Here is a 12964-nt window from a genome sequence, read left to right on the forward strand (position 1 = left end):
AATACCATGGCCGCTGTTACTGTTAAAGTCAAAATGGAATCAACCGCTGGTACCGGTTATTACTATACCACTACAAAAAACCCGCGTAACCATCCGGAAAAAATGGAACTAAAAAAATACGATCCTGTGATTCGTAAGTACGTTATTTTTAAAGAGAAAAAAGTTAAGTAAGTAGCAACAAGCTGACTGATCCCCTGTATGCTCTCCAATCGTTATTGCAATCCCTGCCTTAGCAGGGTGATAGCAGGGGCTCGCTCAGAGCTTGAACACATTAGCAAGGCATGTGTGTGAGCTTCCGACCTGATATCTCCTAAAATCATAAGCTGATAGGCTTAAAAAACAATTTTATCGCGTTTTGATTATAAATTGTGCCAAATTCCTACTGGATAATCCCCCCGAATCAGTTAAACTTAAGAAAAGGCAGGGAAAATAACAAAGAGGATTTGCATGAAACCGTCGTTGCAACTGAGCATCAATCAACAACTAACGCTTACCCCACAACTCCAACAAGCCATTCGTCTGCTTCAATTATCTACACTAGATTTGCAACAGGAGATCCAACAAGTCGTTGAATCTAATCCCATGCTCGAAATCACTCCTAATGAGGAAAAAGAAGAAGCTCGTCCAGAAACTAAGCAAAATACAGATGAATTTGCTGATTTCCAATGGTCACAGCTCTACAACAGTTCCAGTAAAAGAACTAATTTTGATGAACTGGATTTTAACTATGAAAACCTATACTCGACGACAACCAATTTACAAGATCATCTGCGTTGGCAATTGGATTTGACACCGATGAGTGATGTTGATCGAGTTATCGCTACCTCCATTATTGATGCAATTGATGATGATGGCTTCCTTACTCTATCATTATTAGATTTGCATGCCAGTTTAGACAGTGAAACGCATCCCTTGGATATGGAAGAAATAGAAGCGGTCCGCCATCGTTTGCAACATTTTGATCCGGTTGGCTGTGCTTCTTATAATTTAGCGGAAACCTTGCTAATTCAACTTGGGCAACTCCCTATCGTTAATGCTGATGTGAATTTAGCAAAACGAATTATTCGCGATGATATTGAATTGCTTGGCCAACACAACTATCGACAGTTAATGAAAAAGCATCAATCTAATGAAGCGCATTTGGATAAGGCGCTACAAATTATTCAACGCTTAAACCCCAAACCCGGTAGCTTAATCCAACAAGAAGTCACCGAATACATCATTCCAGATATTACCGTAAAAAAAATTGATGGTGTCTGGCAAGCAGCTTTAAATCCAAATACCCTACCGCGGCTGAGTATTAATAATCACTATGCGTCGCTTATTCAACGTGCGGACAATAGTGCTGATAATCAATTCTTGAAAAATAATTTACAAGAAGCCCGTTGGTTTTTGAAAAGTATTCAAAGCAGGCAAGAAACCTTACTCAAAGTCGCCCGCTGTATTGTTGATTACCAACAAGACTTTTTAGAGCATGGTGAAGAGGCAATGAAGCCACTTATCTTGAATGACGTTGCACTTGCTTTGGATATGCATGAGTCAACTATTTCTCGCGTAACTACGCAGAAATTTATGCATACCCCTCGAGGAGTCTTTGAGTTAAAATACTTTTTCTCAAGCCATGTAACTACTGCGAGTGGCGGGGAGTGTTCATCCACAGCGATTCGTGCAGTCATTAAGAAATTGATTGCTGCGGAAAATCGGAAAAAACCGTTGAGTGACAGTAAAATCGCCCAACTAATTGGTGAGCAAGGTATTCAAGTCGCACGCCGAACCGTTGCCAAATACCGCGAGGCCATGGGTATCGCCCCATCCAATGAACGTAAAACAATTCGTAGTTAGATTACTTTTTGAAGGAGAACGTTATGCAGATCAACTTCACCGGTCATAATATCGAAGTCACCCCAGCTTTAAGATCTTATGCTCAGGATAAATTAAATAAGCTAGAAAAACATTTCGATAAGATCACCTCTATCCATGTGATATTCGATGTTGAAAAACTAAGTCAGATTGTCGAAGCCTCTGTCATGATTGCAAAAGGTGAATTGTACGCACGCTCCGAATCAGAAGACATGTATGCGTCAATTGATACTTTAATCGATAAATTAGATAGGCAGTTGATAAAGCATAAAGAAAAAATCCGCGATCATCATCGCGATTAATAAAGCGGGGTTGAGCCAATCTTATGGCGCAACCCTAAAAATAAAAGCCCTTCGATCTAGCTCTCGCGGCTTGTTCGCGTTGATGTAAACTCTACTTTCGTCCCTACCTACCGCGGCTTGTCCGCGATAGGTAGGCGATCTTTTTTCTTACTCAGATCTCTGGATCCCGCTAACAAGTCGCGGGACGTAGGGAGAGAGTTAAACCATGCAACAATGCCGGCTTGTCCGCGGGATCCGATCCATAGCGGTAATGCCAAAGCAGAGATCTCTAAATCCCGCCAATAAGCTAATGTTAAATGACTTAACCTATTCACTAATAGACTAGTTTATCCACATTGTGCCCTTATTTGACACTGGACTATTAAGCTTCTCCCTTACGGACTTCCTTTTGGTTGAATTTAAATACATTTTTGCTAGGATAGGTACTGTTAGTCGATTAATCTTCTCTGCTTGTCAGCAAAGTTTAAAACACGTTAGAATACATTTAGCTTTTATTTTGGTCAGTAATTATGCAATTTAGTCAACTAATCAATGTAAACACTGTTTATATTGACAGTATTTCACAAAGCAAAATGGCTGTGCTCCTTAAGCTCAGCCAATTAGTGAGTCAAAATCATCCTCAGCTTAATCCGCAAGAATTATTTGATGCTTATTGGAAACGAGAATGTCTTGGAAGCACTGCAATTGGTCAGGGAGTTGCGATCCCACACATTCGCACAGCCGCATTAACTGAAGCTCAAGGCTGCGTAATTCGATTATTAAATCCGGTTGATTTTGGGGCAGAAGATAAACAGCCCATCGATTTAATTATTGGTCTGTTGGTTCCGCAAGAACAAGTTGATCAGCATTTAAAAATACTCGCTGAGATTATTAAGCGATTCAGTGTCCCCTCTTTTCGTGAGGCTTGTCGGCGGATCGATGATCAGGAAGAATTTTATAATTTGTTAATTTCAGCGGAAGAATTGCCTGCTTAAGGTGGTACGAATAAGTGCAGAGCATAGGATAAGTAGGGGAGAAAGCTATTACATTAGCCGCATGAATGTTTTCATGCGGCGCTTAGATTTGCACAGCTTACTAAAAGACAACCGTAGTTGAGGGAGTATGAGGATCAATTGACACTGCTTTTGCAGGATCAATTGATCCTGCTTTTGGCCTATCTAACTCATTAGCCAAAAAACCAACTGTTGCAAGGTTTGTACTTGATTTATTCGATCTCCATCCACCTACCACTACAGAAGCAGATCCTTCATGAGTCCTGTCATCCTGAGAGGCATCCTTCTCTTCAACTTCAACTTCAACTGCTTGATCTGAAGCCGACAAACTCCTCTCTACCCTGACCCTTGTCTTTTCTTCTTCCCTGTAATCATAATCATTATCAGGCCCATGCTCCTCATCATTTTTTGCCGAGTGACGCTGTTCCTGTTGTAATTGATGCTCCAGTTTTGGTTTAACAAAACTCACCATCCGATTGCAACTAGGATCGCCTGTACGAATCATTGGGACATCAGCAACTTGGTCCTCATCCACCGCGTAACCCAAGCCATGTTCTTCAAGCAGGGCTCTCCATTCAGACATAGGACGGAAATCCCTTCTCTCTGCTATCTCTTCTTGCAAAGAAACGCCTGTGACTGCATTAAACACCGTGTGAGCCATATGAGCCATGCTCATTGAGGTACTGCCATATTGTACATCGTGATCAACCAGTAAGAAATGGCCTCCCTCACGCAATACTCGCCTGACTTGAGTTAAAAAGGCGTCTAGCTTATCGTCAGGGAAATGATGCAGACCCACATAGCAAGTAATCACATCTGCACTGTTCTCAGGCAAATCCGCGAGTGCGGGAGCGGGATCATTGTAATCTAATTTTTTATAGTCATCGCTAGGTCGGGGAAACCCTGTTTGAATATAGTCAGTCAAAGAAGGATCATTTTCATGAATCGCCACAATGGGCCCTGTTACCCGATAATGCCCTTTAAATCCGCCAACAAAACGACCAGGATAACCGATTTCTACTAGACCATTAATTTCAGTTAGATCTTGAGGCAATAGAGCCCTAGCTTGTCTAGCCAAATCAGTTTTAATGGTCGAAAGTGAACTTAAGATATGACGGAAATCACCGATTGCTGAAGGCATTATTTCTGGCAAACGATTGCATAATTCTTGATAAATCTCAGCATGAGTATCGTTATAGCTCATAATGTCTTCAAGCAATGCAAAAAATTTATCCGAGTCGACACGTTGGAGGACATTTCTCAAGAAGCCGGCAAATTTATCCTTGTTTTCTTGAGAAGCCATAATCACTTTAAAATGATTAGTTTCTTCTGGCTGAGGAGCTAGGTATTTTTGATAAAGTCCACTTGTGAATACCCCTTCTGGGTCAAACTTTTCCTTGAGCTCTTGCACTTCCTCTCGAGCACCTGGATAAGCGCCATCAAAATCCTCTGGAGAAGAGACGTGTTGATAAGGTAAATAATAGCTTCCACCTCGCTGTACAGCCATATTCTGTGCCTGTCGCAACCATTTTTTTGCCTTGATAATTTCGTTGGGCTCAAGCGATTGGTTAAAACATAAAACAACGGCAAAGCGATCCCCCGCTCTTGCGTAGGATAAGGGTGATAAGTGAGTATCTTCATTATGTTTAACAAAGCGTACAGAAGCATTAAGTAAAGGAACATTATTTTCCATCAACAATGCCCCTAAATCTTTTAAAAAGTCTGCAAGCTCCTCTCCTGGCAAAAAGTACTCTTGCAACCACTCCGCCTCTGAAACTGAAGGATTAAACATTGCATTAATCGGTGGTTGCATAATTTCATTCGTTGTCATTGCCGGTGAGTCATTGGCTAGCAAGCGATTACGCTCCGTTTCCCAGTAGTATTTGCGTACATAAGGAACCCGTCGGGCAAGATTAATCATCACCTGATTAAAGCGTGAACCACGATTGCCTTCTTGTTGTAGATTAGGAGTAATACAGATCTCCTCTTCTTCTTTAATTCGCTCCTTTTGTTTTGAGCGACGACCTGGTTTCTCTTCTTTTTCAATAGCTTTGTCTTTTTGCTTTCCTTGTTGCAAGCGATCTTCGACAGCCTTTTTTTCAGCTGGCTCATAGGGGCTAGGGTCTCTGACATAAGAAACGGCAACCCCCGTGGCCAGTAAGTTCTTCGGATTTAAAGCTAAGCGCAATAAGTGCATAGCCACATTAGGATCATCTTTAACATCATTGAACATATCAACATATTGATCAATAGATACGTCTACACCACGCTCATAAAGTTTCTCGTTTTTAATCAACTGCAACTTCACTCGAGTGATAACGCCATAAAGTCCGAATCCACTGGTTAAATGATGGAATATTTCATCACGAGGTCCTACTTGATGTACCTCGCCATGGGCATCCACATACTCTATTTCCAAAATAGAATCGGCAAGTGTTCCTGTAATATTCCAACCATGAATATCCGTTCCTATCGAGCCGCCTACTGAAAACACATTAGAAGCTTGCATGAATTTTAAGGCTAAACCTAACTTGTTAGCCTCATTTTGCAAATCAGCCCAACGCACAGCAGCACTGACTGTCGCTACTCCATCCCTATCGATGTGAATAGGAGGGGTGTCTGGAAATCGTAATTGACTGAGATCGACTACTACAGCACCTTGACCACCCTCTGGCAGGAATTGCTTACCTTGACTACGACCAGCGCCTACAGGCATTAGTTTTTTGCCAGCCTCTGCTGCTTCAGTAATTAGCGCTTGCAACTCTTCCACTGTTTCTGGTTGCTTAAATTCTGCTTGCTCATCATGATGGTAGCCGCCGCCTGCAGTGACACCCTTCTGCGAAGTTTTTTCTGGAGTAAAATAAAAAGCCACTAGCTGAGGACTAATTAAACCAACTCCTATTAATGAGGCTAAAAAGGCATAGAGGTTTTTACTAAAAATAGTCGTGTATTTTTTTTGCTGAGCGAGACGTTGATCTTGTAAATTGTCGGCAACAAAAAAAGTACTAAAAGAAAAACGAATGCCGAGAGCGCCGGACACCAATAAATCAACCAGCGTCAAGGGCATAAATAAAGTTAAAAATATCGCTCTTACTTTAAAAAACTGCCAAGCCCTACGGAAAAACCCTTTTGAATTCGCCAAATAAGCTCTATCAATCATTGCTGCAGGCCAAGAGTTTAAACGGCCAAGCTCAGGTAATGAATTAAATATTTTTTTCAATTTCGACATCAAACTACTCCCTTAAAAATTATGAATGAATTTGACTTCTACTTCTTCCTCGTCAAATCCGTATAAAGTATCTTCTAACTCTTTGACAGGGACATCGAATAAACAAACTCGGCGTGTTTTATCATGAATCCTGTCGCCATAGGTGTATAGTGGGGTAGCGTGTGTAATGTTGGCCTTAGCGTTGAGGCTTGCAACCTTATCTTCTAATTGCTCCTCAGGCGCTGTGACCACACATTTCACTTGCACATGATCCTGTCCGGCAATTTTTTTCACATGAATATCCTGTTCCGCTAAAGAACGGACGACGGGTTGGAAAAGAGCATAGCGCGGCCCTCTTAAACGACCATAAACCACAAACTTTTGCTCCATAGAGTCCTTATCTATTCTCATTCTGGTATATACATCGTCACCGACCTCATTACCAACCACTGAAACTTCTAAATCACCGCTAACCGTGCTTTGCAATTTATGATTGGCAGCGGCTAAGTACTGCCTAAATTGTTCTTGGGCCTCTTCCCTATTATCCACATCCTCTGCACGATATTTAACGAGGATATCGGTTGTTGCTTCAACTGTATTTCCTTCTTGATGAAACCAATAACTCAAAGGTTTTGAAATCCAGCGTCTTGCCCAGAGCTCAATCGAAAGGGATTTCCAAGTAAACCAATCAACCCAGGTTTTGTTTTCACAAGAATTATAAGCTTCTGCTAAGGCTGCACGATTTTCTTTATAATGATGATCATAAAAAGGAATTGTTTGTAAATCCGCTGCATAGCGTTCAAAATAATCAGCAACTTTTTGTTGCATTGTCGAGTTATTATCCTTCTTCAAAAAAGGGTAAAGCATGAGGGAAATTACACCCTTCGGAATCATTTCCAGCGTAGTAAACATAGCAATGAAGACATCCATTACCATGTATTCAGAGGTCCATATTTCCCAAGCACTATTGTATTTTCTTGCCGCTGAATAAGAGTTATAAAACACACGCCATAAATCAGCGACTTGGCGGAAATAAGGGAATTGAAATATAGAGTTACCTTCACGTAAAAACGTAGCAAGTTCTTCGGCCATTTCAACGTTACGCCATTCAGGACCAGTCATATAACTCTGATATTGGTAACGTGAATAGCTTGACTTTGTCTTAATCTTTTCGTCCAATATATTTACATACTTTCCCATATCTTCTCCTTTGAATTAATCGCTGAAAATTATCTTGGACAAACCTTAAAATAGTATTAAGCGAGAGAATAATTTTTAAAAAAATACATTTGAATGGGAAAAATATTATCAGTTAGCCTAATTAACGATCAATTATTGTCTCGCGCTTTTAAAACTCTTCTTTGCAAAAAAGTAATTTGCTATTTCTTCAAGTAAAAAAAACAGCTCGTTTATGAACAAACAATAAACAATTTAAGCCTTAGCCATTGTAGAAAATTACAGCACATGCTAAATTGCAGGGCATGATAGAGACTAAAATTAAAATTATCAATAAATTGGGTTTGCACGCTCGAGCTTCTGCGAAATTCGTATCGACCACATCACGATTTTCCAGTCATATTGAGGTCACCAAGGATTCTCAAACTGTAAATGGCAAAAGCATCATGGGCGTTATGATGCTCGCTGCCAATAAAGGCAGCGAATTGACTTTGTCTATTGAAGGACCTGATGAGACCGAAATGGAAAAAGCGGTTGTTTCATTGATCAACGACTGTTTTGGTGAACCTGAGTAAGCCCGACCTGATTAATGCTCTTTTTCCTCTGAAAGCTGCTTACGTTGTTTGCGCCTGCGCTGCAAAACAATTAAGGTTTGCAATGGGCCTGATAAGGCATAAACCAGCGAGCTCATAAATAAGACTAAGGAAGGATAGACCGCAATGGCGACAAACAAAATGATCATCAGCAAAAGATAGAGAAACGGGACCTTTCCTTTAAAATCAACTTCTTTAAAACTGTGATAACGTATATTACTTACCATAAGCACCGCAGCAATGACGGCAATGATGGCGGTTATTACCGCAATGGAAAAATGCTCAAGTTGATTTTGATAACAAAACCAGCTAAATGAAGAAAGAATGGCTGCTGCCGGCGGACAAGAAAGTCCCTGGAAATAGCGCTTATCAGCAACTGCAAGCTGTGTATTAAAACGCGCTAAGCGCAAAGCCACTGCGGCAGTGAACATAAACGCGACCAACCAACCAATTTTACCCAGTTTATGAAGGTTCCAACTGTATATTAATAAAGCAGGTGCCACACCAAAAGTCACCATATCAGACAGGCTGTCGTATTCTCCACCAAATGCCGTTTGAGTATTGGTTAGGCGCGCGATGCGTCCATCCAAACCATCAGCAATCATACCAATGAAAATGGCAACTGCAGCTACCTCGTATTGCGCCTTTAATGAAGCAACAATAGAGTAAAACGCAGCGAATAAACTGGCTGTAGTAAACAGGTTTGGTAATAAGTAAATCCCAGAATGACTCTCTTTTTGATTCACAGCTTAGGCCCACCCAAAATTAAATCAGCTACATGCTAACATAATGGCTAATTAGCCGCCATTGTTTCGTTGTTTCTGTAAGATGGTGCTATAATAGGCATACTGATTTTTAAATGCGTCGATCATGGCTAATTCTGAAGATAAAAAAATAATTATCGAGGGCATAACTCCCCAGGGTAAACCTTTTCGTCCTAGCGACTGGGCAGAACGCATGAGCGGCTCTATGGCAAGTTTTAAAAATAGGCGAGTTCATTACTCACCACTTTTGCAGCCGAGTGTTAATACTGAAGGTTATAAATGCGTTTTACTCGATCCTAAACTGAAAGAATCAAGCCCCCAGGTCTACAAAGCAATTATCGATTTCGCTAAGGCGAATAATCTTAAGATTTGTGGAGAGGAAGAATAAATTAGGGCCATTTGCGACACTTTGAGACAGCGCTGCGCGCTTCCTCAGTGCGAACAAATTGACCAACTAAACAGTTTATTTAATGTTGTGTGGATACCTCAAAGCCCGAACGGAGTTATATTCCCCCTAATATCCTTGGCTATTTTTTATCGTCATCGTCAATGATTCCAAATGCTCCATAACTGTACTTAGAAACGCAGCCGTACCCTGAAAATTCACCGCTAAAATACCAGCAAAAAGAAAAGCCAACCCTTTCGGGCCATGCTGTACACCTGGACTACTGGCACCAACCAATAACACACAGCCGCGAATAAACCAGATAACTCCCGCAGTTTGAATGATTAATCCCATGGAGCTGTAAATATTATAAGGATTATAATTCGTATAAGATAAGACATTACCCACACCAAAAGTCGTATTCTCTAAAAACTTAACCCCTGATGGTAGAAAAACTAATGCAGCCCCTCCTAATAAAAAAGCAAGAGGCCCAAACATTTTTTCTTGGGAACCCCTCCCTGCAGACTCCCCTATTTTCTTAAATTTTGCTATTGCTACCATAAAAAAAGCAATGCCGATAAGATAGGCTAGACCTGTAATAAGATGTTGCACGGGAAATAATGATCGGCTCAAATTGCCGAGCATTGCCACCAGATCAATGCTATTATTCATAGTCTAATTATATACTCAATTGTTACGCTGCTCTTGCAATGCAGAATTTTTCCCCTATATTAGTAGGTTTTCTTAAATACGTTGTAATCAATTATGCAAGTCCGTACCTTTCCTATAATTCTAGAAGAAGCTTATATGCTTTCTTCTTATGTTAAACATTTCGTTTTTAAAGCGGAACAATCTCCCGCTTTTAGCTATGCTCCCGGTCAATTTATTACTATTCACTTTGAGCGCGAGGGTAAGGTTTTAAAACGTAGCTACAGTATCGCTAATGTGCCAGCACAAAACAATCGTATTGAATTCGCAGCAGGTTATGTCGACGGAGGACCGGGTACTGAATTATTATTTAACCTAAAACCCGGAGATCGAATTAATATTAATGGTCCTTTTGGTCGTTTAATTCTCAAAGAAGAGATGCCCAAACGGTATATCTTAGTAGCAACGAGTACTGGCATAACCCCTTATCGAGCAATGATAGAAGAATTAAAGCGCCGTTTACAGGCCAACCCTGAATTACGGGTAGTCATATTACAAGGTGTTCAAAAACGCAGCGATATCCTTTATGCCGATGAATTTATTCGCTTAGCCACTGAATACCCACAAGTTAGTTTTCGTGCTCATTTGAGTCGTACCAACGAGGATTTAAAGCCGCATGAATACTCTGGATATGTCCAAAGTGCTTTTCCTGGGCTGACTCTTAACCCAGAAGAAGACATGATTTATTTATGTGGGAATCCAGGTATGATTGACGAAGCGTTTAATTACTTAAAAGAACAGGGTTTTGGCATGCAACAAATTATCCGTGAGAAATATATTTCAGGACCCACGAAATAATTGCGCCGCTATCTAAACAGCAAATATACTAAACCGTTTATTATGTAAGTCACTAGGAGAATTAATATTATGCATTACGATGAATTATCAGCCACCATGGAGCTTTTATTGCAAGATGGCAAAGGCATTTTAGCTGCTGATGAAAGTGCAGGCACCATCGGTAAACGATTTGACTCTATCGGCATTGAAAATACCGAAGAAAATCGCCGTGACTATCGCGTTTTACTCGCAACCACTCCTGATCTAGAACAATACATCAATGGTGTTATTTTATTTGAAGAAACCTTTGATCATAAAGATGAGCATGGAACCCCTGTTGCTGAGCTTTTTGCTAAAAAAGGGATCGTTCCTGGTATCAAAGTCGATAAAGGATTGGTTAATTTAGCGAATACTCATGAAGAAAAAGTTACCCAAGGTTTGGATGGTTTAGCCGAGCGTTTACAACATTTCAAAAAACTCGGCGCAAAATTCGCAAAATGGAGAAATGTTTACTCTATTTCTGAATGCACTCCCAGTTTAACTGCTATCAAAGCAGGCGCTGAAATGCTTGCTCGCTACGCTGCAACCTGCCAAGCAGAAGGCATTATTCCAATCGTTGAGCCCGAAGTACTTATGGATGGCGACCACTCAATTGAACATTGTGCTGAAGCTTGCGAAATGGTTCTACATGAGCTTTTCAACGCTCTCTTTATTCATCAAGTTGAACTAGAACACATCATTCTTAAGCCAAGCATGGTAACTAGCGGCAAAAATGCAACCCCCTTTAGTCCGCCCGAAGACGTTGCTGATTACACTATTAGTGTATTTCGTAACAATGTACCTGCAGCGGTGCCGACAATTAATTTCCTTTCTGGCGGCCAAACTCCAGAACAAGCGACAGCTAACCTCAATGCAATCAATAGCGCTGACTATCAACCATGGAACTTAAGTTTCTCTTATGGACGTGCTCTACAAGAGGATTGCTTAAAAGCTTGGGGAGGTAAAGCAGAAAATATTAAAGCCGCACAAGATGCTCTGTTAAAGCGCGCTCGTTTAAATAGTACTGCTTGTTTTGGTGAGTATAAGAGTAATATGGAGTAAAATTTTAAGCCTTGTTCGCATAGCTTAAAACTTGTTTCCATAGCTGTCAGACTGATTTTATCTGACTCCGTTCGGGTTGAGAAGGCGCTTGTGCCGTCTCGAAGTCCCTCATCAGGACTAGCAAAGGCTTCGAGACGGCGCAAGCGCCTCCTCAGCCTGAACGGTATATTAGAATTAGACCAAGACTCGTATTATTAGAATTAGGCCAAGACTCATATAATTAGAATTAGGCCAAGACTCATATAAACTCAAACCGGGCCAATAAAGGCACATGATCTGACAACATCCGCCAGGGTTTTCCCTGTAGACACTGAACATCAGCAACCTCCATTCCCCGATAATAAATACGATCCACGCAAAGCGCTGGTTTGATTGCTGGGAATGAACGAGCATGACGTCCTTTTAAGCTAAAAAAGGCTTCTTTAATACCTAATTCATCTGCCAAAATTGACGACAAATGATGGCGCCAATCATTAAAATCACCGGCCATTAATAAAGGTTCATGTTCAGGCACCGCTTCAGCGATTCGCTGCATTAGGGCGCGACATTGCGAAATTCGCTCCGCTTTGAATAAACCAAGATGTACACACAATAAATGTACGGTGATAGGCGCTGCTTCCTCAACTTTTATTTGGCCATGCAAAATAGAGCGTGAAGCACGATTCATGGAAGATAAATTAATATTCTCAAAGCGATCAAAAGCAAATTTACTTAAAATGGCATTTCCATGATGACCTGATTGATAAATCGCATTTTTCGCATAAAGGAAATGAGGCCAAATTTTTTCTGCAATATATTCAAATTGCGGCAAATCAGGCCAAGCATCGATCCGTTTTTCTCGGCGACGGTGCTCTCCTTGCACTTCTTGGAGAAAAACAAAATCAGGATTTAGACTAGATAAAGCCTCTCGCATCTCTGGTAATAAAAAGCGAACCTTGCCAAGGCCGAATCCCTTGTGGATATTATAAGTGATCAGAGATAGGCTGCGTCGCGATTGCTGCATATCGTTATTAATTAATAGTTACTTACCCTAGCATATCATTTTTTATTCACGCCTGTCCTGTTGAATATTTAGCTCTAGAGTAAAGGATATCAAGT

At 40.8% G+C, this 12964-nt stretch carries 13 protein-coding genes; 8 read left to right on the forward strand and 5 right to left on the reverse strand.

Translation table 11 applies throughout. The features are described 5' to 3' along the window. Window positions 1-6: 6 nt before the first annotated feature. The 4 genes from rpmG (at window position 7) to Lnau_RS02005 (ending at window position 3136) form a co-directional block, all read left to right on the forward strand. On the forward strand, window positions 7-171 hold the full coding sequence (gene rpmG / locus Lnau_RS01990) for a 50S ribosomal protein L33 (protein WP_058496705.1): 165 nt from the start codon (window positions 7-9) through the stop codon (window positions 169-171). A gap of 276 nt (window positions 172-447) precedes the next feature. After that, window positions 448-1842, forward strand: a complete 1395-nt coding sequence (locus Lnau_RS01995; RefSeq protein ID WP_058503476.1) for an RNA polymerase factor sigma-54 — start codon at window positions 448-450, stop codon at window positions 1840-1842. Between the two features lie 23 nt (window positions 1843-1865). After that, the gene (gene hpf / locus Lnau_RS02000; RefSeq protein WP_058503477.1) at window positions 1866-2162 is read left to right on the forward strand and encodes a ribosome hibernation-promoting factor, HPF/YfiA family; all 297 of its coding nucleotides are present in this window, start codon (window positions 1866-1868) and stop codon (window positions 2160-2162) included. Window positions 2163-2671: 509 nt separating this feature from the next. Beyond that, window positions 2672-3136, forward strand: coding sequence for a PTS sugar transporter subunit IIA (locus Lnau_RS02005; RefSeq protein ID WP_058503478.1), 465 nt, complete (start codon window positions 2672-2674; stop codon window positions 3134-3136). 100 nt (window positions 3137-3236) lie between these two features. On the opposite strand, the gene Lnau_RS02010 is transcribed toward Lnau_RS02005, so the two are convergent. Continuing rightward, entirely contained in the window at window positions 3237-6383 is a 3147-nt protein-coding gene (locus tag Lnau_RS02010; RefSeq protein WP_058503479.1) for an FAD-binding protein, read from the reverse strand. A gap of 12 nt (window positions 6384-6395) precedes the next feature. After that, a complete protein-coding gene (locus Lnau_RS02015; protein WP_058503480.1) occupies window positions 6396-7562 on the reverse strand; it encodes a hypothetical protein in 1167 nt (388 codons plus the stop codon). Between the two features lie 281 nt (window positions 7563-7843). Between Lnau_RS02015 and Lnau_RS02020 the strand changes: the two genes are divergently transcribed. After that, complete coding sequence (locus Lnau_RS02020; RefSeq protein ID WP_058503481.1) at window positions 7844-8113, forward strand: HPr family phosphocarrier protein; 270 nt, start codon at window positions 7844-7846, stop codon at window positions 8111-8113. 11 nt (window positions 8114-8124) lie between these two features. Here the strand turns inward: Lnau_RS02020 and pssA are convergent, their stop codons facing one another. Further along, on the reverse strand, window positions 8125-8877 hold the full coding sequence (pssA, locus tag Lnau_RS02025; RefSeq protein ID WP_058503482.1) for a CDP-diacylglycerol--serine O-phosphatidyltransferase: 753 nt from the start codon (window positions 8875-8877) through the stop codon (window positions 8125-8127). Window positions 8878-9001: 124 nt separating this feature from the next. On the opposite strand from pssA, the gene Lnau_RS02030 reads away from it, so the two are divergent. Beyond that, complete coding sequence (locus Lnau_RS02030) at window positions 9002-9283, forward strand: DUF3579 domain-containing protein (protein WP_058503483.1); 282 nt, start codon at window positions 9002-9004, stop codon at window positions 9281-9283. 126 nt (window positions 9284-9409) lie between these two features. Here the strand turns inward: Lnau_RS02030 and Lnau_RS02035 are convergent, their stop codons facing one another. Then, on the reverse strand, window positions 9410-9952 hold the full coding sequence (locus Lnau_RS02035; RefSeq protein ID WP_058503484.1) for a hypothetical protein: 543 nt from the start codon (window positions 9950-9952) through the stop codon (window positions 9410-9412). 93 nt (window positions 9953-10045) lie between these two features. On the opposite strand from Lnau_RS02035, the gene Lnau_RS02040 reads away from it, so the two are divergent. Both Lnau_RS02040 and Lnau_RS02045 read left to right on the forward strand, forming a co-directional pair. Then, window positions 10046-10786: a ferredoxin--NADP reductase gene (locus Lnau_RS02040; RefSeq protein ID WP_058503485.1), complete on the forward strand. Its 741-nt coding sequence runs from the start codon at window positions 10046-10048 to the stop codon at window positions 10784-10786. Window positions 10787-10855: 69 nt separating this feature from the next. After that, a complete protein-coding gene (locus Lnau_RS02045) occupies window positions 10856-11866 on the forward strand; it encodes a class I fructose-bisphosphate aldolase (RefSeq protein WP_058503486.1) in 1011 nt (336 codons plus the stop codon). A 238-nt stretch (window positions 11867-12104) separates the two neighbouring features. Here the strand turns inward: Lnau_RS02045 and Lnau_RS02050 are convergent, their stop codons facing one another. Beyond that, complete coding sequence (locus tag Lnau_RS02050) at window positions 12105-12869, reverse strand: endonuclease/exonuclease/phosphatase family protein (protein WP_058503487.1); 765 nt, start codon at window positions 12867-12869, stop codon at window positions 12105-12107. Between the last annotated feature and the right edge of the window lie 95 nt (window positions 12870-12964).

Source organism: Legionella nautarum (assembly GCF_001467895.1).
Taxonomy (GTDB): domain Bacteria; phylum Pseudomonadota; class Gammaproteobacteria; order Legionellales; family Legionellaceae; genus Tatlockia; species Tatlockia nautarum.

Excerpts from the sequence above, each read along its gene's own strand:
- rpmG (WP_058496705.1), top strand. The coding sequence starts at position 7 with ATGGCCGCTGTTACTGTTAAAGTCAAAATGGAATCAACCGCTGGTACC.
- Lnau_RS01995 (WP_058503476.1), top strand. The coding sequence starts at position 448 with ATGAAACCGTCGTTGCAACTGAGCATCAATCAACAACTAACGCTTACC.
- hpf (WP_058503477.1), top strand. The coding sequence starts at position 1,866 with ATGCAGATCAACTTCACCGGTCATAATATCGAAGTCACCCCAGCTTTA.
- Lnau_RS02005 (WP_058503478.1), top strand. The coding sequence starts at position 2,672 with ATGCAATTTAGTCAACTAATCAATGTAAACACTGTTTATATTGACAGT.
- Lnau_RS02010 (WP_058503479.1), bottom strand. The coding sequence starts at position 6,383 with ATGTCGAAATTGAAAAAAATATTTAATTCATTACCTGAGCTTGGCCGT.
- Lnau_RS02015 (WP_058503480.1), bottom strand. The coding sequence starts at position 7,562 with ATGGGAAAGTATGTAAATATATTGGACGAAAAGATTAAGACAAAGTCA.
- Lnau_RS02020 (WP_058503481.1), top strand. The coding sequence starts at position 7,844 with ATGATAGAGACTAAAATTAAAATTATCAATAAATTGGGTTTGCACGCT.
- Lnau_RS02030 (WP_058503483.1), top strand. The coding sequence starts at position 9,002 with ATGGCTAATTCTGAAGATAAAAAAATAATTATCGAGGGCATAACTCCC.
- Lnau_RS02035 (WP_058503484.1), bottom strand. The coding sequence starts at position 9,952 with ATGAATAATAGCATTGATCTGGTGGCAATGCTCGGCAATTTGAGCCGA.
- Lnau_RS02040 (WP_058503485.1), top strand. The coding sequence starts at position 10,046 with ATGCAAGTCCGTACCTTTCCTATAATTCTAGAAGAAGCTTATATGCTT.
- Lnau_RS02045 (WP_058503486.1), top strand. The coding sequence starts at position 10,856 with ATGCATTACGATGAATTATCAGCCACCATGGAGCTTTTATTGCAAGAT.
- Lnau_RS02050 (WP_058503487.1), bottom strand. The coding sequence starts at position 12,869 with ATGCAGCAATCGCGACGCAGCCTATCTCTGATCACTTATAATATCCAC.